At 65.7% G+C, this 22,840-nt stretch carries 17 protein-coding genes; 7 read left to right on the forward strand and 10 right to left on the reverse strand.

Annotated elements, in window-relative coordinates:
- Positions 1 to 150: 150 nt before the first annotated feature.
- Positions 151 to 1,269 (forward strand): hypothetical protein, encoded by a 1,119-nt coding sequence (locus tag IT430_06690; protein MCC6907608.1) that lies wholly within the window; start codon positions 151 to 153, stop codon positions 1,267 to 1,269.
- 12 nt (positions 1,270 to 1,281) lie between these two features.
- On the opposite strand, the gene IT430_06695 is transcribed toward IT430_06690, so the two are convergent.
- A complete protein-coding gene (locus tag IT430_06695; GenBank protein ID MCC6907609.1) occupies positions 1,282 to 2,967 on the reverse strand; it encodes a hypothetical protein in 1,686 nt (561 codons plus the stop codon).
- Here IT430_06695 and IT430_06700 point away from each other — a divergent pair.
- From IT430_06700 to IT430_06710, 3 genes are read left to right on the forward strand one after another with little or no spacing between them, the layout of a single operon-like run.
- Positions 2,966 to 3,532: a zinc ribbon domain-containing protein gene (locus tag IT430_06700; GenBank protein ID MCC6907610.1), complete on the forward strand. Its 567-nt coding sequence runs from the start codon at positions 2,966 to 2,968 to the stop codon at positions 3,530 to 3,532. The two genes, IT430_06695 and IT430_06700, sit on opposite strands and share 2 nt — an antisense overlap.
- Before the next feature lie 2 nt (positions 3,533 to 3,534).
- Positions 3,535 to 4,953, forward strand: a complete 1,419-nt coding sequence (locus tag IT430_06705; GenBank protein MCC6907611.1) for a hypothetical protein — start codon at positions 3,535 to 3,537, stop codon at positions 4,951 to 4,953.
- Positions 4,954 to 4,987: 34 nt separating this feature from the next.
- A complete protein-coding gene (locus IT430_06710; GenBank protein ID MCC6907612.1) occupies positions 4,988 to 5,560 on the forward strand; it encodes a cob(I)yrinic acid a,c-diamide adenosyltransferase in 573 nt (190 codons plus the stop codon).
- 54 nt (positions 5,561 to 5,614) lie between these two features.
- Here the strand turns inward: IT430_06710 and IT430_06715 are convergent, their stop codons facing one another.
- From IT430_06715 to IT430_06730, 4 genes are all read right to left on the reverse strand, one after another.
- A complete protein-coding gene (locus IT430_06715) occupies positions 5,615 to 6,490 on the reverse strand; it encodes a tetratricopeptide repeat protein (protein MCC6907613.1) in 876 nt (291 codons plus the stop codon).
- Between the two features lie 119 nt (positions 6,491 to 6,609).
- The gene (locus tag IT430_06720) at positions 6,610 to 9,060 is read right to left on the reverse strand and encodes a von Willebrand factor type A domain-containing protein (protein ID MCC6907614.1); all 2,451 of its coding nucleotides are present in this window, start codon (positions 9,058 to 9,060) and stop codon (positions 6,610 to 6,612) included.
- Between the two features lie 39 nt (positions 9,061 to 9,099).
- Positions 9,100 to 9,681 (reverse strand): sigma-70 family RNA polymerase sigma factor, encoded by a 582-nt coding sequence (locus IT430_06725; GenBank protein MCC6907615.1) that lies wholly within the window; start codon positions 9,679 to 9,681, stop codon positions 9,100 to 9,102.
- 226 nt (positions 9,682 to 9,907) lie between these two features.
- Entirely contained in the window at positions 9,908 to 11,875 is a 1,968-nt protein-coding gene (locus IT430_06730; GenBank protein ID MCC6907616.1) for a sodium:alanine symporter family protein, read from the reverse strand.
- Positions 11,876 to 12,088: 213 nt separating this feature from the next.
- Between IT430_06730 and IT430_06735 the strand changes: the two genes are divergently transcribed.
- On the forward strand, positions 12,089 to 13,858 hold the full coding sequence (locus IT430_06735; protein MCC6907617.1) for a sodium-dependent transporter: 1,770 nt from the start codon (positions 12,089 to 12,091) through the stop codon (positions 13,856 to 13,858).
- A gap of 99 nt (positions 13,859 to 13,957) precedes the next feature.
- On the opposite strand, the gene IT430_06740 is transcribed toward IT430_06735, so the two are convergent.
- The 3 genes from IT430_06740 to IT430_06750 all read right to left on the reverse strand — a co-directional run bounded on the left by IT430_06740 (position 13,958) and on the right by IT430_06750 (position 16,431).
- Positions 13,958 to 14,842, reverse strand: coding sequence for a hypothetical protein (locus IT430_06740; GenBank protein MCC6907618.1), 885 nt, complete (start codon positions 14,840 to 14,842; stop codon positions 13,958 to 13,960).
- 175 nt (positions 14,843 to 15,017) lie between these two features.
- A complete protein-coding gene (locus tag IT430_06745) occupies positions 15,018 to 15,914 on the reverse strand; it encodes a hypothetical protein (GenBank protein ID MCC6907619.1) in 897 nt (298 codons plus the stop codon).
- A 151-nt stretch (positions 15,915 to 16,065) separates the two neighbouring features.
- Positions 16,066 to 16,431 carry a 6-carboxytetrahydropterin synthase gene (locus tag IT430_06750; protein MCC6907620.1) on the reverse strand — a complete coding sequence of 122 codons (366 nt, stop codon included), beginning with the start codon at positions 16,429 to 16,431 and terminating at the stop codon, positions 16,066 to 16,068.
- A gap of 124 nt (positions 16,432 to 16,555) precedes the next feature.
- Between IT430_06750 and IT430_06755 the strand changes: the two genes are divergently transcribed.
- Both IT430_06755 and glmM read left to right on the forward strand, forming a co-directional pair.
- Positions 16,556 to 17,968, forward strand: a complete 1,413-nt coding sequence (locus IT430_06755; protein MCC6907621.1) for an HD domain-containing protein — start codon at positions 16,556 to 16,558, stop codon at positions 17,966 to 17,968.
- A gap of 42 nt (positions 17,969 to 18,010) precedes the next feature.
- On the forward strand, positions 18,011 to 19,396 hold the full coding sequence (gene glmM / locus IT430_06760; protein ID MCC6907622.1) for a phosphoglucosamine mutase: 1,386 nt from the start codon (positions 18,011 to 18,013) through the stop codon (positions 19,394 to 19,396).
- A 4-nt stretch (positions 19,397 to 19,400) separates the two neighbouring features.
- Here the strand turns inward: glmM and IT430_06765 are convergent, their stop codons facing one another.
- Positions 19,401 to 20,840 carry a hypothetical protein gene (locus IT430_06765; GenBank protein MCC6907623.1) on the reverse strand — a complete coding sequence of 480 codons (1,440 nt, stop codon included), beginning with the start codon at positions 20,838 to 20,840 and terminating at the stop codon, positions 19,401 to 19,403.
- Positions 20,841 to 20,966: 126 nt separating this feature from the next.
- Positions 20,967 to 22,832, reverse strand: coding sequence for a CRTAC1 family protein (locus IT430_06770; GenBank protein ID MCC6907624.1), 1,866 nt, complete (start codon positions 22,830 to 22,832; stop codon positions 20,967 to 20,969).
- Between the last annotated feature and the right edge of the window lie 8 nt (positions 22,833 to 22,840).

The raw sequence follows: 22,840 nt of genomic DNA on the forward strand, positions 1-22,840 counted from the left end.
CGACCGGTGATCAGGGAAAGCAACCTGAAGAAACGTTAATCTCCTCCTCCGGCAAGACATCGCGTCTAGACTGCATCGAACCGCGGCCGCCGCGAGCCTTCCAGCAAGACTGCGGCGGACTGCAAGTGAAAGAGATACGGGGAGAATGACATGGCGGCAATCCAAATCTGCTCGCGCGCGGCGCGAGCCATCGGGACACTTCTGCGCGACCGTCTCACGCCCGCTACCGCATGCGCGGCCCTGCTGGCGGCGACGGGTTCGGCGGCGGGGCAACTCTTTGTCGGCCTGGAGGGCTCCGCGCCGCCGACCCGCTCGACCGATCTCTCCGGCTTTCCAAATGTGGTGTGGGACGACCACTTCGCCTTTGACGTGAGCGGCGCCGCCGCGTCGCCCGATGGCACGCTCTACCTGTGCAACGGCGCCTTCACGACGAAGTTGTACACCTCGACCCTGAACGGGCCGCCGGTGCTCCGCGCCACGCTCGATACCGACATGCACGCCCTGGCCTTCGGCCGCGGCCGGCTTTATGGCTACTCCAACTTCGCCGCGATCAAGGGCATCTACGAAATCGACATCAACACGGGTGTCTGCACGCTGGTGCTCGACGTCTACACGAACACCGGCTTCCGGTACTTCGGCCTCGACTACAACCCCGCTGATGATCTTTTCTACGGCTACACCGAGTACGGCGACAGCGGGTTGTATTCGATCAACATCGACACGGGCGCACAGACGAAAGTCGTCGGACCGATCCCGGCGTCCAACTCGCAGGGCCGCGGCCTCGCCGTGGGCCGCAACACCGTTTACATCACCGCCACGCGCGGCGACGACGGCATCCCGCAATACGCCTACGACCTTTCGCAAGGGCCCAACGGCACCTGGGTCGCATTCACACAGCCGTACCCGAACGACCACGCCACAGGCGGCGCGGCGTATATCCCGCGAGCCGGGTACGACATCGCGCTGCATCTGACGGGCGAGTGCCCCGGCCAGTTGCGCGCCGCCGTCACCGGCGCCACGCCCGGCGGGCGCGTCGCGTTCATCTACGCGCGCGGAGCGGGCTCAGTGCGCATTCCGAACGGGCCCTGCACCGGCACGCAGCTGGGTCTCGATGCCAGCGCGACACTCGCGGCGCTGCTGACGGCCGATGGTGGCGGAAACGCGGCGCTGATGCGCAGCGTGGGGGCAAATCTCTGCGGCGGGGCCGTGCTGCTTCAGACGTTGGATGCCACTACCTGCACACCGTCGAACGTGGCGGCCACGCCGTAGCGCCTCGCGCGGCTACTGAGTGACTTCGATGGTGTGAGTGAGATCGACGGGGATGACGCGGATTTCATCGCCGGGCAGCACCGGCGTGTCATCGGCCTTCCAGTCCAGCGTGTATCCGAAACCGCTGGCGCTGGGCCGGATGACGATGAACGCCGTGAAGTGAATCGTGTGCCGGCCGGGCTTGTCCCACTTGAGAATCGCAACCGGCGGCACGCGGTCGTTCTGCGGGATGCCGACCAGACGGTCGCGCACCAGATAGCCGCGTATCCGCGTATCAAACTCGGTGTCCATCCTCCACTTGCCTTCCATTCCGTGGAAGGTCTCATGATCATCGGTGCGAAAGCCTGCGACGGCCACTTCGGCGCGCCACGACGACTTGCCGCTCAACCGGCGTGCGCCCTCGACGGCCACCGTGCACTCCTCGCCGACTCTTGCGCTTTCTGGCCCGTCGAGTCGAAGGGCCAGCGCTTCTCTGAAGAAGCGCTCCGTAAGTTCAGCCGGTAGGGTTCCGGCGCTGATCTGGCTTTCGATCCACGCCGCGCCGTCAGTGGCGGAGAAATACGACACTTCGAGCCGTTGATCGAGAAGCAACTCGGCCAGGCGGTCGCGCTGCTCGGGCGCCAGCGTGCGGTTGCCGAGTTCGACCCAGTCAGCGGCGCCGCCTGCGGTTGATGAGCCGAGGGTGGCAATCAGCGCTGAGGTTGGGGTCGCGCTCGCGAACCACGCGGATATCGGTCCGGTCTGCGAGGCCTGGAATCCGGACATTCCCAGCACGAGCAGGATGGCGCCGGCGACGAGCAGCGGCGGCTTGGAGGAGATCGTGCCGCGCACGGTTCCACCCGGGGCATTCCACGCAGCACCGCATTCAGGGCACAAGGATGTCGCGCTTTCCTGCGACACCGCCCGTTCGTACTCGCACCGGGCGCAGTGAGGCTCGCTTCCGCGGCGTTGCTTGCCGCCCAGCGCGAGGCAGATCGCGCCAGTGGCGACTATCCACATGAACGGCGCAAAGCGCAGCGCTTCCAGTCGATAAGAAGGGATCACCAGCGCCAGCACGCCGCAATACACCAGGGTCATCAGCAACGGCACAGTGGTAAAGGCAAGTACAGGATGGCGCTGGATCCACTCACGGTGCCGTCCCATGACGTCCCAACGCCGGCGCTCATGTCGTCGCCGTTGCTCGGCCAGCGTTCGCCACGAGGCCATGCGCGCGAGGCCGAATTGCTCCCAGAACTGCCGAAGTTCAGTGCGGGGCCAGACGGCGTGTCCCTTCGGGCATTGCACGTTGTCACCGCCTGCGTGCTCCATCGTGCTCAGGCACTTCGGGCACACCATGGCGTCGAACTCGGGCACGCGATGGAGAATCCGCCACTCGCGAAGCGCCTGTCGAATTGAAAAGATCGCGATTGCTCCGTTGAGCGCCACCGGGACGATCACCGACCATCGGATGGCTGAGAACATCCTGGATACGTCGCGCGGCTGCCCAGAGACGCCTGGCAACGAGTCCATCATGCGCGACGTCATGATGATCAGGAAGGCGACGAACAGGACGAGTGCGACGGTCAGCGCCGCCATGATCCAGGCGAGGCGCTTCTGCTTCTTGACCCACAAATTGTCCGTCCGGTCCCAGGCCATCGACCAACTGTAGAACGCCACTCCCGCCCGGCGTGGCTCGACGGCACCTAACATGGGACACATGGCCGATCGCCCTGCGCTGCAATCCTCTTCGCCGAACCTGCGCCAGCCGTGCCCGCATTGTGGCTACGACATTCCGCCGGGCGCGATGTTCTGCCCGCACTGCACGCGGCGGGTGCTGGCCTACGAGTATTGCTCGGAGTGCCGAGAGCCGGTGTCGATCGACGCGAAGTACTGCCCCTACTGCAGCCAGCGCATTCGCCACGCCCGACCCGATTCCGCCGCGCCGACCATCGATGCGAACATCGAAATCCGCGCTTCGCGCCTCGGGTGCTTTCTCACGACGGGGAGTCTGACGGCCCTGTTTCATCCGCCGGTCATTCACGCGGCCGGCGATCGCGTGCGGATGACGAGTTGGTCGATGCTCGGCCTGCGCATCCACGACCAGGAAATCCGCATCGAGCGCATCGCCTCGGTGCGCACGACCAAGGGCATCTTCTGGGATGCGCTGATCATCGAAACCTTCGGCGGCACGCTGGATGAGATCGGCCAGCGCGGCCTGCGCAAGAGCGACGCGAGGCGCTTGGCCTCCATCATCAAGGCCGCACTTACTGACGGAAGCAAGTAGTCATGCGAAACGAACACGTGTGTAATGCGACTCCTCGTGCCTCGGTGATCGCCATGGCGCTGAGCGCATCGACCATCGCAGCGCCCCCGCAGCGCGCGGAGACCACGCGCGGGCCGGTCGTATTGGCCGCCACGGAACTCTCGTCCCCGGCAGGTCCCGGCGCCATGGCCCCGCACGTCGCGGAAGATCCCGCCGGGGGAATCTGGCTCACCTGGCTCGAACCCATCGCCGCGCCGCCACCCGGGGAACCCGGCAGCGCCAAGCCTGAAGCAGCACCGGAACCTCAGCGGCTGTGGTCCCTGCGGACCGCCCACCTCGATGCGCACTCGAACTGGTCGCCGGCGTCAACCATCGCCGCGGGCAGCGAGTTTTTCGCCAACTGGGCCGACACGCCCGGCGTCACGCCCGCCCCCGGCGGCGCGCTCTACGCCCACTTCCTCGAACGCATCGACAGCAGTTCGCCCTACGCCTATGGCGTCGTCCTGATTCGCAGCGACGATCGCGGCGGCTCGTGGCTTCGCCTCGGAACGGCTCACACCGATCACCGCCCCGTCGAGCACGGTTTTGTCTCGACTCTCTCCGGCCCGGATCGGCTTTCCATGGTGTGGCTCGACGGCCGCGCCATGACGGGAGATGGACACGGCGAGGAGGCGGCCGGCGACATGGCGCTCATGGCGCGCACCATTGTGCCGGGGCAGGAACACCTCGTGGATGAAGTCCCCCTCGATCCGCGCACCTGCGAATGCTGCAACACCGGCATGGCGATGACCTCGCGCGGCCCCATCGTCGTCTACCGCGATCGCGGCGATGACGAGCGGCGCGACATCTCCTGCGTGCGCCTGGTTGACGGCAAGTGGACCGAACCGCGCGATGTCGCGCGCGATGGGTGGATTCTGCCAGGCTGCCCGGTCAACGGCCCGGCCGTCGCCGCCTCAGGCGGAACGGTCCTCGTGGCCTGGTACACGGCGGCCGACGGGGGAGCTCTCATCAAGGCGGCCCTCTCGACCGACTGCGGCGAGACGTTCCGCGAGCCGATCGTGATAGCGGATGAACTCGGAGCCGAGCGCCGTACGCCGCACGGCCGCGTCGCCGCGGTCATCGATCCCGATCGCCGCGCGGCGTATGTCCTGTGGCTCGGCGATGCGGGTCCTGACGAGGCGGCGGATCTGCCTCTGGCTGCGACACGCGATGCCGCGGAGCCGGGTTACGCGAAGACGCCAGCCGGGGCGCTGCGACTGACCGGCATCGACCTCGATACGCAGGCCGTCGGATCGTCGCGGACGATCGCGCTGGCCGACGCCTCGCGCAGCGGCGGCTTCCCGCGCATCGCCCGACTTGACTGGGACCGTTTGTTCACCGCGTGGACGGACACCACCTCGGGGCGCCAGGTGCGCACCGCCATAGTTTCTCTGGACGACTGATTCAGCACGATCGCCTTCGACTACGATTTACCGCATGAAACTCTACACCCGCACCGGCGACGATGGATCGACAGGGCTGCACGGCGGCGCCCGCGTGCCCAAGACCGACTCCCGCGTCGAGGCGTACGGGCAATGCGATGAACTCAATGCAGCGCTTGGCCTGGCGCGAAGCGCCGCTGATGCGATGCATTTCGGGTTGATCGTCGAGTGTCTCGAGGAGTTGCAGCGGCTGCTCTTTGAGATCGGCGCTGATCTCGCTACGCCCTGCGATTCATCAGCGCGGCGAAAGGTGAGCCCGGTCACCGATGCGGACATCACAAAGCTCGAGCGGTGGATCGATGCGGCCAGCGAGCAGTGCGAGCCGCAGAAGACGTTCGTCCTGCCCGGCGGAACCGAACTGGCGGCCCGGCTGCACCTCGCACGAACGATCTGCAGGCGCGTCGAGCGGCGCGTCATCGCGCTCGATGAAGCTCGCGGGGATCGGCCGGCGCCGGATCAGAACGTGATCTACCTCAACCGCGCGGGCGATCTCCTGTTCGCGCTGGCGCGGCTGGCGAACCACCTTGCGGGCGTTTCGGATGTGCCGTGGCATCCTCGCGGGAAGTAGCGGGTGTGACGGAACGCACCGCTCCGGGCGCGGTGTCTCCACTCGCACGCCGTGTCAGACACCGCCGAGTTCGGCAAGGCGATTGATGCGATCGGGCTCACTCTCGGCGAGCCAGGGTTCTTTCGAGAGTTCTGTGTGGGCTCTGGCGAACCACGGCTTGGCCTCTTCGGCGCGGCCGAGTTCGAGCAGACACTCGCCGAGTTCTTCGAAGACGTAGCCGCTGGTCGTGCCGCGCTGTTCCTGCTCGCGAAGCAGTTCGCGCTGGATGTTGAGCGCCTCATCGAGACGGCGCATGGAGCGCAGACAGCGCGCGACGCACCATCGGGCGATGCCGATCTGCTCCTCGTCCCGCTGTTCGATCCGAGCCGCCAAGGCTGCTTCAAAGTGAGCCAGAGCCTCGTCGTAACGACCCATGGGGTGGAGCGTCCAGCCGAGGTTGTTGTGCAGCGACCCGGCCCAGCGGCGAGCCCGGGAACAGGACGACGCCTCGGCCATGGCCAGAGCCTTGAGGTTCCACTGCATCGCCTCGTCGCCGTCGCAGGTGATCGCCACCATGTGCGCTGCATCCACCGCGAGATCGTCTTCATCATGGCGCGCGGCGAGTTCGCACGCCTGTTCGAAGAGTGGCCGGGCCCCTTCGCGCTTGCCCGATGAATTGAGCACCCGGCCGCGCTCGAGCAGCAAGCGCACGCGCACGAATGCCGGCAGGTCGCCCATCGCTTCGACTTCGTCGAGCGTCGCGTTGGCGTCATCAAAGCGGCGCTGCAGGCCCCGGGCTCGGGCGATCTGTGTCAGGAGCTCAGCCCGCGCGTGCGGGCTGGTCAGTCTGGTCAATTCCTCGACGAATCGCTGCTCGCTTGCTGCCGGATCGCCGAAGTTCCACATCGGCCGCCAGTCGCGCGAGAACGGGGCATGGTGCTGGTCGGTCATGATCAACTCGCCCGATTACGATCGTGAAGCGGCGCGCATTGGAACAGACACGAGCCGGACGGGGCATTCTACCCGTCCGGCTCGTGTGCCGGGTCTGCTCTCGCGCCGTATGGGCGGGATCATTCCGACTTCGGATCCATGATCTGCTGGGCGCGATCGACGAGTTGCACGAACTGCTGGCGATAGCCCTGCTTGTCGGCGCCTTCGCCGGCGCGGGCCCAGTCCATGACGGCGTTGAACGTCGCGCTGCCCTTGTACGCCGAGTCGCGCAGGATCATGCCGTAGGCCGCGACGGCCGCGGCGAACTTGAAGTCACCGCTGGCCGCATCCCACGATTTGCCTTGGTCGGCCACGGGAAACTCGACGAGCGTGCTCGTGTCGCCGTCGGGCTGCTTGTAGCGGAGTTTGACGGTCAGCAGCTCGCCGCTCGATGTCGCCAGATCGGTGAGCACCGCCGGCGCCTGGTAGCGCAGAGGATCGATTGTGGACTCCGCGTGGTCGGGCTGCTCAGCCTCCTGCTGCGCCGCGGCGCCGGCGCCCTCGGCGCTCTCCAGAGCGTGATCGGCGCCGCCGCGCGACGGCTCGGCCGGCGCGGCCAGCCCCGGCTCAGCCAGTGCCAGCGTTGCCGCTGGTTCAATCTCGTAGAGCGCCGTCACGCTGTGACCCGCGCCGATCTCGCCGGCGTCCTTGGTGTCATCATTGAAATCCTGCGCCGCCAGCGCGCGGTTCTCGTAGCCGAGCAGGCGGTACGACTTGACCACGGCCGGGTTGAACTCGACCTGGATCTTCACGTCCTTGGCGATGGTCACGAGCGAGCCGGACATCTGGTCGATCAGAACCTTCTGCGCCTCTTCGATGGTGTCGATGTAAGCGCACATGCCGTTGCCCTTGTCGGCGAGTTGCTCGAGCATGGCGTCGTTGAGGTTGCCCATGCCGAACCCGAGCGTGGTGAGGAACACGCCTGACTTGGCCTTGTCTTCGATGAGGCGGATGAGATCACCCTGGCTCGTGACGCCGACGTTGAAGTCGCCGTCGGTGGCGAGAATGACGCGGTTGACGCCGTCCTTGATGAAATGCTCCTGCGCCACCTGGTAGGCCAGTTCGATGCCGGCCCCGCCGTTGGTCGAGCCGCCGGCGCTGAGTCGATCGAGCGCGCCGAGGATGGTGTCCCGTTCGGAGACAAACGTCGAATCGAGCACCAGGCCCGACGCCCCGGCGTAGACGACGATCGCCACGCGATCATCGACGGTGAGGTTGTCAACGAGGCGCATCAGGCCTTGCTTGACCAGCGGCAACTTGCTCGGCTCGTTCATCGAGCCGGACACATCGAGCAGGAAGACGAGATTCGTCGCCGGCCGATCGTCGCGGGGAATCTCCATGCCCTTGATGCCGATGCGCACGAGGCGGTGCTCCGGCTGCCAGGGGCACGCGGCCACTTCGACGTTGGCGCGGAACGGGTGATCATCGCCCGGCGAAGGCGCCTCGTAGTCGTAGTCGAAGTAGTTGATCAACTCTTCGAGGCGCACCGAATCGGGCGAAGGCCGGCGGCCCTCGCGCAGCTGTCGCCGGACCATCGAGTAGGACGCCGTGTCCACGTCGATGGAGAAGGTGGAAAGCGGCGCATCGATCGGGGCGAGGAAGGTGTTCTCGACGATGGGATTGAAGCGGTCGCGCGAGGCGAGATCGCCGTCGAAGAAGTCTCGCTCGCCCTCCTGAACAGTGCGGCCATAGTAGAGCTGTTGAGACTCGTCATCATCTTCGCCCGCAAACCTTGCAGGCGCGAGGTTTTGAGTAAGACGTCGTTGGCGCACCTGCGCACGGCTCGTGCTATCGAGCAGCGAGATCGAGTTGGTCGATGGGCGCAGCGGCTGGTCGCGATTCAGATCACTCCATCGTTGCAGATCCTCAAGTTCCTCCCTCGCTTCAACATACCCGGCAATGTACAGCGCATCGTCCTTGGCCTTCTTGAGTTCGGAATCGGGCGCGCCGGCCTGCCAGGGAAACGCAGTCTCAGCCGGCGCATCGGTTGGCTTCACCTCGTCAACGATGGCGTGCAGTTCTTCGCTCTCGCGGCGGGCGGCCTCCAGTTGCGTACCAAGTTCATTGGACAGGTCGGGCCCCCGACTGTCGCCTGCCGCGCTCGTCGGCTCCGTCGGCGCGAGCGCATTGTCGCGCGACTCGATGGCGAGTTCGCCGCTGCGACCCCGGCCGCGCATCATCATCGGCAGGGCCACGCCAAGCAGCAGCACGGCCGCAGCGCCGCTCACGCCGGCGCGCCACCACCACGCGGCGGGCCGGAACGTGCGATCGTCTTCGCCCACGAGCCGCAACGATGGCGCATCCTGCGCCCTGGCCCGGATCGCATCGCGCTGCTTGCCCGAGAGCGCCGGGGCCGGCTCACTCATGAGTTCTTCGTGCAATTCGCCCGCGAGGCTGCGGATCGCATCCACCTCAGCGCGCAGGTCCTGGCGATCGGCTAGGAGCGACTCAAACTCCGCTCGCTCGGCGTCATCGAGTTCGCCAAGGGCATAAGCGGTCAGTCGCGGGTCGTTGTTGGTCATGTCGTTCATGGGAGAGTTCCTCAGAGCAGAGGCACAAGGCACTTGGGACTAGGCATTAGGGATAGAGGCGCTGCGCTTGGGGTCCGTCGAGCCCGTCATCCGCTGCCGAAGCGTTTGGATGCCGGTGTGAATGAGCACTCCGACGTGGCTCACCGTGAGGTCCATGATCTCGGCGATCTCGCGGTAACTCAGGTCGCCCTGGAACTTCAGACGCAGCACCTCGCGCTGCCGCTCGGGCAGGTCGGCCACCATCACCAGCAGACGCGATCGCGCCTCGGGCTGCTGCGCCTGCTCGCCGGGCTCTTCGCGGGCGCCGTCATCCGAGGCATGTCCGAGCCGGCCGTTGCGATCTGGTGCGTCAGGCAGTGAGGTCTGCATGCGTTGCTCCTTGCGTATCCGATCCAGCGCCCGGTTGCGGCACACCCGGTAGAGCCACGGCGCCAGATGCCCCTGTACCGACGATCGCTCCTGCTGGATGAGCCGGACGAAGGCGTCCTGCACGACGTCGCGGGCGGCTTCGAGGTCGCCGTTGAGCAGCCGCACGGTGTAGCGCAGCAGCGGACCTTCATACCGCTCCAGTGCGTCGCACACCCACTGCTTCTGAGCCGTCGCCGGACTGGAAGAGTCCATCGAGCCTCCGTTCGCCGCCGGGATCGGGCGGGGCGGGTCGTTTCGCCTCGCCGTGAGTAGAGACGCACGAGCCGCGCGGGTCTTAGTGCTTTCTGCAATTTCCCCGGCCCGGCAGCAGCGAATCGCATGGCGAGGGCGAGTGGGACCGAAAAAAACGCAGGCCCGGACACGCGTCCGGGCCTGCGGGAATCCTCATTGGCTCAAGACCTGATGCCTTTGAGCCGTCTTACTCGACATCCTTGCCTTCCATGACATCCTCGAGCGGCGGCGCCTTGTGCGGCCCCTCCATCTCGCCTCGCGCCATGCGGCCGAAGTAGTCCTTGAACGCCCGCATCGCCTGGTAGCCCATCGCCACAATGATCGGCACGTTGGCCAGCAGCATGACCCCGGTTCCGAGGTCGGCCAGGACGCCCAGTTGGGCATCGGTCTTGATGAACGCGGGTATGCTCGCTACGACCGCGAGGAGACAGAAGATGACCTTATACGTCAGCACCGCCCAGGTGCCAAAGAGAAACACCACGCCCTGCTCGCCGTAGTATGACCACGAAATCATCGTCGACAGCGCAAAGAGCCAGCAGGTCAGCGTAACGAGCCACTTGCCAAGGCCAGGGATTGCGCGATCAAAGGCATTGCCCGTCAGCGAAGCGCCGACAAGATCGCGATAAATACCGGTGCTGACCAGTCGCACTTCCGTGCCGTCAGGGGTAACCGGTTCACTCCAGTCCTTCGGGTTTAGCGTCAGACTTGACCACGACACGTAGAGATCATCCGTCTTGATCCCGGCTGCCTCGAGACTTTCCTTGAGTTCCCGATGCAAGCGTGCCTGCTTGGGCTTAAGGTCGGCCGGCGCCTCGCTGAAATCATCCTCGGTTGCCTTCTTGATCTCTCCACCGATGCGAATCCGATTCTGATGCGTGCTCTTGTTCTGGTTGTTCGGCACTTCCGCAAGCAGGAACAGTCGATTCCCCGGGAGCCAGGCGTCCGGCGCCGGCAGTACGGGAATCTGGTCGAGCCTCGGGGAGGCCTGAACGGTCCACTCCAGTTGCGTCTTGGCTTCACCGGCGTCGTCCAGCACTGGCTGGTCGTCGTCATCGAGCACGGGCGACACGGCCCTGATGAGTGAGAGGTCGCCGGCGTACTCGCCTTCCGCTTCACGATTCCAGGTGTTGGTCGAGAGAATGACCAGCGCGGTGAGTGTGCAGACCATGCAGGTATCAACGAAGGGCTCCAGTCCCGCCACGACGCCTTCGCGCACCGGCTCATCCGTCTTCGCAGCCGAGTGGGCGATAGGCGACGAACCCTGACCGGCTTCATTCGAGAACAGGGCGCGTCGCAGGCCGGTCGTCAGTCCAAACCACGCGGAAGCACCGAGGAACGCGCCGCCAGCCTCGGTCGGGCTGAAGGCGTCCTGCACGATAAAGAGGAGCATGCTCGGGACGTTCTTGCCCTGCATGAAGAGCACCACGATGCCCGCGATGATGTACATGCCGCACATGAACGGCACGAGTTTGCCGGCCACCGCGCCGATGCGCTTGATGCCGCCGATGATGACCATGGCTGTCAAACTCGCCAGAACGATCCCGGTCGCGATCTGCGGAATGCCGAAATACTGATTGGTGATATTGGCCACATTCCAGACCTGGAACATGTTGCCGCCGGTGACGGTCGAGATGAGCAGCGTCACGCAGAAGATCGCGCCGATGATCCACGCAATCGGCTTGGCCGCTCCGCCCACCCGGTCACCGAACCCGCGCTTGATGACCCACATCGCCCCGCCGTGCGGATTGTCCGGATCACTCGTATCCCGGTACAGCATCGCCAGCGTCACCTCGACGCTCTTGATCGCCATGCCCAGGAAGCCCACGACCCACATCCAGAAAACCGCGCCTGGCCCGCCGACGGCCACCGCCACGGCCACGCCGCCGATGTTGCCCAGTCCGACAGTCGCGGAAAGCGCCGCCGACAGAGCCTGAAAGTGGTTGATGGCGCCCGGATCGTTCTTGTCGTCGTACTTGCCGCGGATCACGGACACGCCGTGCGTGAGGGCCCGGAACTGGATGAACTTGCTCCAGATCGTGAACAGCAGGCCGACTCCCAGCAGCACCACAAACGTGTGCTGGCCCCAGAGAATCTCGTCCACGAAAGTCGGCACGTACCTGTTGTACAGATCGAGAAACGCCTGCAGTGGATTCATGCGATACTCCTTGACGACACGGACGCCTCAGGGACACGGGGGCGGTGTAGGGACACGGGGCGGTGTATGGTCTCCGACCCGCGCGGCCGAGTCAATCCCGATCGCCATTTGCAAAGCCCGACACGCCGCCTTGGCCGATACGCTTATAGTGCCGCCCAGCCCCGATCACGGCGCCTAATTCATCGTTCATCCATCGCGAGGAGTCAGCACGACATGGCAGAATCACGTGGCCAGTGGGGATCTCGATTCGGCTTCGTCCTCGCCGCCGCCGGCTCGGCCGTCGGGCTCGGGAACATCTGGAAGTTCCCCTACATCACCGGCGAAAACGGCGGCGGACTCTTCGTCCTCATCTACCTCATCTGCATCGCGCTGGTTGGCATACCCATCATGATGGCCGAAATCATGATCGGCCGGGCCGCGCAAAAGCAGCCCGTCGCCGCGTTCCATACGCTCCAGGGCGGCCGCAGCGCCTGGGCGGGCGTGGGCTGGCTGGGCCTGCTCGCCGGTTTCATCATCCTGTCCTACTACATCGTCGTCGCAGGCTGGGCGATGGACTTCACCCTCAAGGCCGCCGCCAACTTCACCCAGCCCATCAGCGAGGTCGCCAACCTCGAGGCGACCAGGTACCGCGTCGACACGCCCGTCGCTGAAATGCGCGACACGCTTGTGCAGCGCCGCGCGGCCGATCTCTCACGCGACCCCATCAGGACCATCCAGGCGGAACTCAGGCCTTCCGTATGGAAGACCTACGGCCTCTTCGAAGCCGTCGTCAAAGGGTCCGGCGATCCAGAGGCGGCTCGCGCGATCCTCCTCGAAGAGCCCGAATTCCGCGCGGCCGTCCGGGCGGTGGAGGAACTCAGCCCGGCAATTGACGAAGTCGAAAAGAAAGCCGAGCAGAGCGCGATCGATGAATACGCCGGCTCGACTGACACGCAGATCCGTGATCAAGCCGAGACCGTCAAACGCCGCGCCGTCGTCTTCGATCGGGTGCAGGCGGCGTTTCTCGACGTGGCGCAGGACGGCTGGACCAGCATGTTTTGGGCCGCCATCTTCATGCTCATCACCATCCTCATCGTCGCCGCCGGCGTCAGCGACGGCATCGAACGATCCTGCATGATCATGATGCCCGCCTTGCTGCTGCTCATCCTCGCCATGGTCCTCTACGGCATGACGACCGACGGGTTCGGCCAGGCCGTGAGCTTCATCTTCAAGCCCGACATTCACAAGCTCAAGCCCAGCGGCATCCTCGAAGCGCTCGGCCACTCCTTCTTCACTCTCTCGCTGGGCATGGGCGCCATGATCACTTACGGCTCATACCAGAGGACCAAAGGAGGACTGCTCGGTCAGTCCGTCGCCATTGCCGGCTTCGATACTCTCGTCGCCCTGCTTGCCTGCCTGATGATCTTCCCAATCACCTTTGCCTACGGCCAGGAGCCCAGCGCGGGACCCGGCCTGGTCTTCATGAGCATGCCACTGGCGTTTGCCGAGATCGGGCGCGGCGGCATGCTGCTGGCCATCATGTTCTTCTCGCTGCTCACCTTCGCCGCCCTCACCTCTTCCATCTCGCTGCTCGAAGTCGTCGCATCCTACTTCATCGACGAGCATGGCTGGAAGCGCCACCGTGCTGCGTGGACACTGGGCATCGTCATCTTTGCCTTCGGCGTGCCCTCTGCGTTTGCCATGTCTTCCAGCTTCCCCATGCACGGCTGGCAGCCGAGTTTCGGCAAGAACTTCTTCGACACCATGGATTACCTTGCGTCCAACTGGATGCTGCCCCTCGGCGGCCTGTTCATCGCCCTCTACGCAGGCTGGGTCATGCCCGCGCGATTGCGCGACGCGGAACTCACTGGTATGTCGACTGCCCTCGCCATGGGCTGGCTCATGCTCATCCGTGTGGTCGCCCCGCTGCTTGTCATCATCGTGCTCATGCAGAAAGTCGGCCTCCTCGACGCGGATGAGTTCTTTTACGGACTCGTGCATTGACGGCGAAGTGAACCGCTGTCAAGTCGGAAGACGACAAGGCCCCGGCACGGTGTGTCGGGGCTTTGGGCGGGTGTCGAACTCTGAATCGGCGCGCAATCGTCAGTTGAACGTGAAATCAACCAAGTTGCTCACCTTGCAACTCGACTGCTCAACCGCCTGCAGAAGCACGCGCCGACCGCTCGCGGCGGGCGGGACGAAGCGGGTGAGATCCGTGTCGCCGAACACGTCGGCCACTTGGCTGCCGGCGATGATCGGAGCGTTCATTCCCACGGTCACCCCTGGGCAGCCGGGAACGTTGGTCGATCCGCTTCGCAGCCCATAGATGAAGTGCACCCGCGCGCCCGGCGTGGCGCCGTGGGCTGAGAAGACGTTGTTCACCCCGGCCGTTCCCGGCGACGGTGCATCAAGCGCAAAAGTCCCAAGCCGGACTGTCACGGTGTCAATCAGGATGTACACCACATCATCGCCGCTGGGCCCGGCGGAAAGGAGCAGTTCATCGAACTCGGCTCCGCCCAGCGAAAGAAGATTGTGTCGCACGAATCCTCCCGTCGAAAGCGTCACAGTGTCGCTGGCGACGAGTTGGCCGCCGAGAAACGCTTCCAGCGTGAGGGTGCGGTTGTTGTGCAGGTTGCCGAAGTCGTACACGTGAATGCTCGCGGTGTCGGCGCGCCCGGAGACGGGTTCGATGTGCAGCGAACCGAACTGCCCGAATGACGCGGCGTTACCCGGCACCCACCCGCCGAACGCCAGCGCATTTGGAGCGCTGAAGCCCGGCTGACCCGCAAGCGTTCCGTCGGCACGGTCAGCCATCATCATGCTCGGCGGGGGCTCGCTGCGATTGTCGTACTCGAAGAACCGCATTCCCGCTTCGACGAACTCTTCGCCACCCGCCCCTTCCGGATAAGCATCAAACGTGGCGGTCTGTCCCATTGCGGCTGCAGAGCCCAGCAGCAGGGCTGCTGCAATCGAGATTCCCGACTTCATCCTGTTCCCCTTTCTCTGACGGAGGTGCGCCCGCGGCGAGGTCGCATCAAGCAAGTGTGCGCTCCAGAACTGGTTTCAACAACGGGGAAACGGCCGCGATTGCGCGAATCGAAAAGCCCCGGCACTCCGTGCCGGGGCTTTGGATCGATACCGAAATCTGAGCGGACCGGCGGCGTCAGTTGAACGTGAAATCAACCAGGTTGCTCACCGTGCAGCTCGACTGCTCCACCGCCTGGATCAGCACGCGCCGGCCGCTGGCGCCGCCGGGCACGAACTTGACGAGCACTGCATCTCCAGTGTTGCTCGCGATGGCGCTGCCGGCGATGGCCGGCGAGGCCATATCCACCGTCACGCCCGGGCAGCCGGGCACGTTGGTCGAACCCGTGCGCAGGCTGTAGACGAAGTGGACTCGGGCGCCGGGCGTGGCGTCGTGCGCCTCAAAGGTGTTGTTGACGCCGGCGTTTCCCGGCGCCGGCGGATCAAGGGAGAGTTCGCCGCCACCCTGGAAATTGACGGTGACGGTATCGACAAGGATGAACGCGACGTCCGTCGTGTTGGGCCCGGCGAACATCCGCAGGTGGTCAAACTCAGGGCCGTCGATGTTCAACTGGCTGTGCCGGATGGAAAACCCGCTGGGCAGGTTGATGGTATCGGTGCCCACGACGTTGCCGTTGAGCGTGGCTTCGAGGTTGAGCGTGATTCCCGGGTCGTTGCCGAACGAGTAGATGTTGACAATCGCCAGGTCGGCCGTGCCGCTGACGGGTTCGATCTCCATCGAGCCGAAGCGCGTGAACGCGGCGCCGTTGCCGGGCGAATAGCCGCCAAAGCCCAGCGTGTTGGGCGGGGTGAACTCCGGCTGGCCGGTGAGATTGCCGTCGGCCCACTCGGCGACCATCATGCTCGGCGGCGGATCGAGGCGGTTGTCGTACTGGTAGAAGCGGATCCCGCCGTCGGTGAAGTCGCGGCCGATGGCGCCCTCCGGAAACGAGTCGAAGTTGGCCACCTGCCCGAATGAAGCGCCGGCCGCAGCCAGAAGCGCAGCGAACGCCAGAGATGCCCTTGCCTTGATCATCTTTTTCTCCCTTTCCTTGGTGTGTGAGCGGAGCGAGCGGCCGGGCGCCTCTGCAGCGCCCGTCGCCAATGAAGAGAGTGTCGCCGATGCGCGACGCTTCGTCAATAGGAAAAGCAACTGAATCCCCGTTTCGCGCCGCCGATGGGAGAATTCAGCTGACCACGAACGTCGCTTCGCAGCCTGGCGCTTCGGTGACGCTGACGCGATCGAGCCGCACGCCCGCGGGCAGACCGGGCCGCAGCCGCTCGGCGATGTGCTGGGCGACGCGTTCGGCCGATGCGTTTCGCCCCCGAAAAGCCTCGGCGTCGTTGAGATTCGCATTCTGAAAGGGTGCGATGACGGCGTCAATGACCTCTTCCAGAGCGTGGAAGTCGCACAGCAAGCCGTCCGCGTCCAGACGATCGCCGGCGACGATGACCGTCACGCGCCAGTCGTGGCCGTGCAGGGGCTCGGCAGCGCCGCCGAGCGTCAGGGCGTGGGCGGCTGAAAACACCCGTTTCACACTGAGTTGGAACATGGGCGGATCGTAGCGCGGCAAAAAGCCGCTCTTTTGCGGCCGGCTTCCGAGTTGCCGCTCAATCGGGCCTCATTATCGGCCGATGGGCTGTGGGAAACGTCACCCCAGCGGGCGAGAAGACCAGATGCGAGAGATCACCATTCACAATCTGCGCGCGGGCAACGTGCTGCCGCTCGATCTGTACTCGATCTACGGCATCAAACTGCTGGCGCGCCGGACCACCATCACACCGGCGCTGCTCGAACACCTTTCGACAATTGGGCCTCGCTTTTACCTCGCCGACAACGCCCGGGCCTTCGCCCCGCTGGCCGTGCTGCGGGAAGTGCACCCGGCGGATCTGAAGCGCAACGACCGGGCCAGGAGCGATCTGGTCGGGCTCGGCGGGCGCGTCACGGCCCAGGCCGGCGCCGTGCTCGAGCCGCACCATCTCGATGCGCTCGCCTCCGGGGCCTTTGAAGTCGTGCGCAGCGAGCCCGAGCACATCGCGGCCTGGCGCCGCAAAGTGTCCAATGAGATTCTCGAGCGTCGACAGCACCAGTGGCTGACGCTCGATCAGAACGCGCCGGTGGAGGATGATGCGCTCGGCCTGGGCAAGAGCACCCAAGGGAGCTGGCCGGGCATCGAAGAAATCATCGCTTGGCGCGACGAGCGCGTGGACCTGCTGCGCGGACAGTACGCGCGCCTGCTGGCGGGGCTACCCGTGGAACTCGCGCTGCTCTACCGGATGGTCGATGAACTCATCGGCATGCTGCGTCGAAGCCCGAGCCACTATGCGCAGATCGCGCTGCTGTGCCCGCGCGCCGCCGACTACCTGCCCGACCACGCCCTGAGCACCGCGGCCCTGGCGATCAGCATTGCGGCGCGGCGGTCCTGGCCGGTTGAGCACATCCGCTTGGCCGGCCTCGCCGGCCTCGTGCACGACGTCGGCATGCTCCTGCTGCCTCAACGCCTGCGCACGGAAGCTGAAGACCTCGATGAGGTGGACCGCGCCCGGGTGCTGCGACATACGGCCTACTCGGTCGCCCTGCTCGACGACGTCATCGACCTGCCTGACGCAGTGGTCTGCGCTGCCTACCGGCATCACGAGCGCGACAATGGCAAGGGTTACCCCGAGGGCCTGCGGGCGCGCGGGATCGGCGATCTCGCCCGGCTGCTGGCCGTGGCCGACATGGCCGCCGCGCTCAATGAGCCTCGCCCCTTCCGCCCCCAGCCGCTGGCGCACGAGGCAATCCAGACGATGGTGCAGTACGGCGTGGATGGGTTCATCCACCGGCCGCTGGTCCGGGCTCTCGTCGAGACCGTCGGCCTGTATCCGATCGGCAGTTACGTGCGACTCTCGAGTGAGCGCCTGGCCCTGGTCGTGGGCATGCACATCGATGCCCCGGACCGGCCCATCGTGCGGCTGTGCGACGAGCACGGCTGCATGCACGGCGACGTGATCGACCTGACGCGCAACGAGCCGTGGGAACTGTTCGTTCTGGACGGCACGAAAGGTCCGGGCGAGGAGTTGGCGCGCCGGAACCGGCTGGCCGGCTGACCGGCTCACCGGCCAAACCTGCCCGCCTATGCTCCGCACGTCATGTCAGCGAACCTCGAAGCAGCATTGATGCTCTCCGTTTCCGGTGCGCGCGGCATCGTCGGCCGGTCGATGACGCCCGCGGTGGCGGCGCGGCTGACCCGCGCCTTTGCCCAGGATCTGATCGACCGCTCAGCACGCCGCGGAACCGTCGTCATCGGCCGGGATGGCCGGCCCTCGGGAGCCGATCTCGAAGCGGTGGCAGCGGCAACGCTGGACGCCATGGGCTTCCAGCCCGTTCGCCTGGGAGTCGCCACCACGCCCACCACCGCCATCATGGTCGCGCACCTCGGCGCCGTCGGTGGAATCGTCATCACGGCCAGCCACAACCCCATCGAGTGGAACGGCATCAAGTTCCTCACCGCGCGCGGCTCCGCGCCCGGCGCTATCGACGCTCAGCGCATTATCGATCGATTCAGAAACTTCGAGGGAGATGACGCAACGCCGCAGGCGGGCGCGAGCGCTGCTCGTGATGAGTCCGCCGCGCGCGTTCACGTCGAGCGCATCCTGGCGCACATCGAACCGGCGCCGATCGCGGCGCGGCGCTTCAAGGTCGTGCTCGATTCCGTGAATGCGTCAGGTGGCGCGGCGGGGCGTCTGCTGCTCGAGCGACTCGGCGCCCAGATCGTTCACCTCAACGGCGAGCCGACCGGCGTCTTCGCGCACACTCCGGAACCGATGCGCGAAAACCTGACCGACCTCGCGGCTCAGGTCGCCGCACATGAAGCCGACGTCGGTTTCGCCCAGGACCCGGATGCCGACCGCCTGGCCATCATTGACGAACGCGGTCGCTACATCGGCGAAGAGTACACATTCGTTCTGGCCGCTGAGCAAGTGCTGGCGCAGAGCGGTGGCGGAAAAAGCGTCGCGGTCAATCTTTCTTCGAGTCGCATGATCGACGACGTGGCGGCCAGCCACGGCTCGCGCGTCTTCCGGACTCCGGTAGGCGAGGCGAACGTCGTCGAGGCCATGGTGCGGCACGGCTGCGCCCTCGGCGGCGAAGGAAACGGCGGCGTGATCTGGCCCGAGATCTGCTTCGTGCGCGACAGCCTCAGCGGCATGGCGCTGGTCCTGTCGCTGCTGGCCCGGCGCGGCACGGCTCTGAGCGAGATCGTTTCCGCCATGCCGTCTTATGCCATCGAGAAGAGCAAGTGCGCCATTCGACCGGGTCTGGCGCAGCGAGCCATCGACGCCCTCGCCTCGCGCTACCGCGAAGCGCGGCAGGACACCCAGGACGGCCTGCGCCTCGACTGGCCTGACCGCGGCTCATGGCTGCACGTGCGCGCCAGCAACACCGAGCCGATTCTGCGGCTCATCGCCGAGGCGCGCGACCAGGCAAGCGCCTCGCAGCTCGTGCGCGAGGCCCAATCAATCGTCGCGTCGCTCTGAGCGGTCAGCGACCCGGATTGGCGCCCTCGCGTTCCTGCTCGGCCTCTCGCGCCATGTCCTCGCTGAATTGCATGGTCTGGCGGAGCATGCTGCGAATCTGCCGCAGCGCCTTCTGCTGCTCGGTTTCCTCCGGCACGTCGGGCTTGGGCGCCCGATCCTGCTGGGCCGGGTTGAGCACCGCGGCGATCTGTTCGATGGCCGCGACCACGTAGCCGCGCTTCTGGCGGTAGAGGTCATCCTGCTTCTGCTGCTGCTGCTCATCCATGAGCAGGTCCTTGGCGTCAAAAGGCATCTGCTCTGCGGAGACGGCTTCGTCGGCAAAGGCCGCCATGCCGCCGACCATCGCCAGCATCATGATGTCGCTCTGCTTGAGCGCCTTGTCGATGGAGTCTTCCTGCTCGCCCAGGAGCCGGGCCATCGCGTTGTTGGCGGTGGCGACTTCATCGCGGTAGATCGCGGCGATTCCCTCGATGCCCCGGCGCTGATCATCGCTGAGGTCTTCAAAGCCGAGCACCTGGCTGATGTATTCATCCGCCTGGGTCGGCGCGTAGATGCGCGGGTAGCAGGACTCGCGGAACGCGCGCGTGAGGCGGTCGCTGGCCGGGCCCGGCATGGCGGTGGCGACGACCTGCGCGTGCTTACGGTTGACGTCGCGGATCTGCCGGCGCACCGAGAGAATGCGTTCGAACTTCTCGAACATGTCTCCTTCAGCGCCGGCGTTCATGTAATCGATGTTGCGGACCTCCTCGGCGGCGCGGATGCGCTGCTGGAGCAGGCCGTCGAGTTCGGTCGCGTATGAATCGAGCAGGGGATCAACCCCGCCGCGCTGCTCCGGCTCCAGTTCCAGATCATCCACCAGTTCGATCACGTCAACGCTCTCGCCGGCGAAGAACGCGCCCACGTGCAGCAGCGTGCGGCGGCGGCGGTCGCGCTCGAAGCGAGCCCAGCCGGCCAGCTGCTCGGGCGTCAGCGTGGCCTTGACGTTCTCGAAGAAATCCTGCCCGACCTGCTGGCGCCGCTCCATCCACTGACGCTGGGCGGCCTGCATGTCCATGCCGATGCGGGCCATGTCCTCCATGTTGTCCCCGCCCATGTTGAAGCCGCCCAGTTCCTGCATCTCATCCATGAGCGCCTTGAGGCGGTCACGATGGGCCGTCGCGGCGTCGGTGAACTGCACGACGTAGCCCTGATGAAGCGCGGCGACGAGGTCGGTCTGCGACTGGTCCAGCCCCAGCGCCTTGGCGATCTCGCTGACCACCTGCGCCTTGATGAGCGGCGGCTCAACGGGGATCTCAAGCGTGTTCATCCGCTCGTTGAAATCGAACTCCTCATCCTGCCATGCCAGCGCCGCGCGCGGAGGCGCCAGCGTGCACAGCAAGACCGCACCGATGAGCGCCAGACGCATCGCGGACTGCCGGAGGAGATTGAGCGCCTTGGGCCACATGCATGCACCTTCTCTCGTAGTGATGTTCTCAAACAAGATTGAGATTCACTGTCATTATACGGAAAGCGGCCCGGCTGGAGGCGTCCGGTGAGGCGCAATCGCGGACACGTCGGCATTCCGGCCGGGCTACCGCAGCGGTTCGGGGATTCCGCCCTGTTCGAGGCGGTAGCGCCCGGACGCCACGTCGGCGAAGCTCTGCTGCGCACCTGCCGCACCGGGCCAGGTGATGATCACCTCATCGGCGCGCTCGGCCGGGCCCAGGCCCACGTGCACGAGCAGGTCGTGCTGCTTGCCGTTGTGGCCGCCGATGCCGATCAGTTGGCGCTGTATGAGCCGCTCGCCGATTCGCACCTGCACGATCGCGCCGAGCGCATCGCGATTCACACCCGCCTGCGGATCGCCTCGCAACCGGAGGTCGATCGAGTGTGCGTTTTCGCCAGGCAGCGATCGAAACAGCCGCAGGCGCGGCTCGCGGCCATGCCGCTGCTCGGGCGTGAAGCGATTGAACGTCTGCCCGACGAGCACGTCGAGCGAACCGTTGCCATCCACGTCGGCCAGCGAGATCTGCTGCGATCCGTCGTGGTCGAGGCCGACTTCGGCGGTCACGTCGCGCATCGCGCCATCTGTCTGCTGCAGGTACAGTCGCAGGCGCTGGTCATCGGGGTAGTCGCCCGACGAGAGCAGCAGATCGAGCCGGCCGTCGAGATCGAAGTCCGCCAGCTCGGCAAACAGATCGCCCTGGTTCCAATTGTCCACGCCCACGGGCACGCGATCCACGCTTCGCAGCGGATCGGCCTCGAACTTCGTCTCGCCGTCCTTCTTTCCGTTGTTGATCAGCAGCCGCGAGCGATCGGAAGATTCACCCGCCCAGCCGTGTGTGATTTCAGCCAGAAACACATCCCAGTCGCCGTCGCTGTCGATGTCTCCCACGGTGCAGTCAAAGGTGTTGCCGTTGGCGCGGAAGGGCCTTTCATCTTCGCGATCGAAGCGGGGATCGGTCTTGGCGCGTTCCTTGCGCCACTCGGGATAGCGGCCGTGGCGGATGGCGTCGCCGTCAAAGCCGATGCGCAGCGCGAGGTCGGTCCACAGCGGATACCTGACGCTCGGCGCGAGATCAGGCGGTGCCACGGAGAGTTCGAGCGGACTCCACTGATACAACCGGTTCCAGCGCCGGCCGTAGTTGAGTTCAAGAATCTCCGGCAGGGCGCGCTCGCAGCCGACGGGCGATGCAACGACTTCAGCGATCATCGCGCCGTACGTCGGGCGACCGCCGCGATCGGCCTCGTCCGCCTCGTCGAACGCAAATCCGTCGCTCGGCCAGGGCACGCGCTCGAAGCGGCCCGGCGCCGTCTGCAACAGCAGGTCGTTACCGAATCCGGCCAGCGAGGGGCCGTACTGCGTGTACCAGTTGCCCAGGTACAGATCGAGCCGACCGTCGCGATCCGCATCGCCGATGGCGATGGCCGCAGTGGTGGCGGGTCGCGCTGCGTCGATAATGCGCTCCGGGTCGAACGTCCCATCGCCGCGACCCGGTTGCCACGCGGCGCGCCGGCCGTGGTCGGTCCACTTCTCGTTGGCCGCGTCGATGTAGCGCGTGATGGCCGCGTCGGTGCGGCCGTCGTTGTCAAGATCGGCAAACACGAGACAGTCGCCGACATGGAGCAGAGGAAGGTTCGTCTGCACGGCCTCGACATAGTGAAAGCCAAGCGGACTCCCTTCGTCGGGCGTGTGGAGAAACAATCGCGGCCAGTGCGAGCCGGCGGGAATTTCGCCCGCCTCCGTTCCCGGCGGCGCGATGGTGGACTGGACAACGACATCGGGCTGATCATCGCCATTGACGTCGGCAAAGAGGCAGCGCGCAACGGTCGAGCCGACCACCTCCATGCCCAGGCCGACGCGGTCCGTGATGTCCTCATAGCGCAGAGACTGTTGCGCAAACGAGCCGGCGCCGGCGCAGCAGGCGGCAGCAACGGCAGCGAACCACTGGCGCATCAGGCGTG

It is taken from the genome of Phycisphaerales bacterium, assembly GCA_020852515.1.
Taxonomy (GTDB): domain Bacteria; phylum Planctomycetota; class Phycisphaerae; order Phycisphaerales; family UBA5793; genus UBA5793.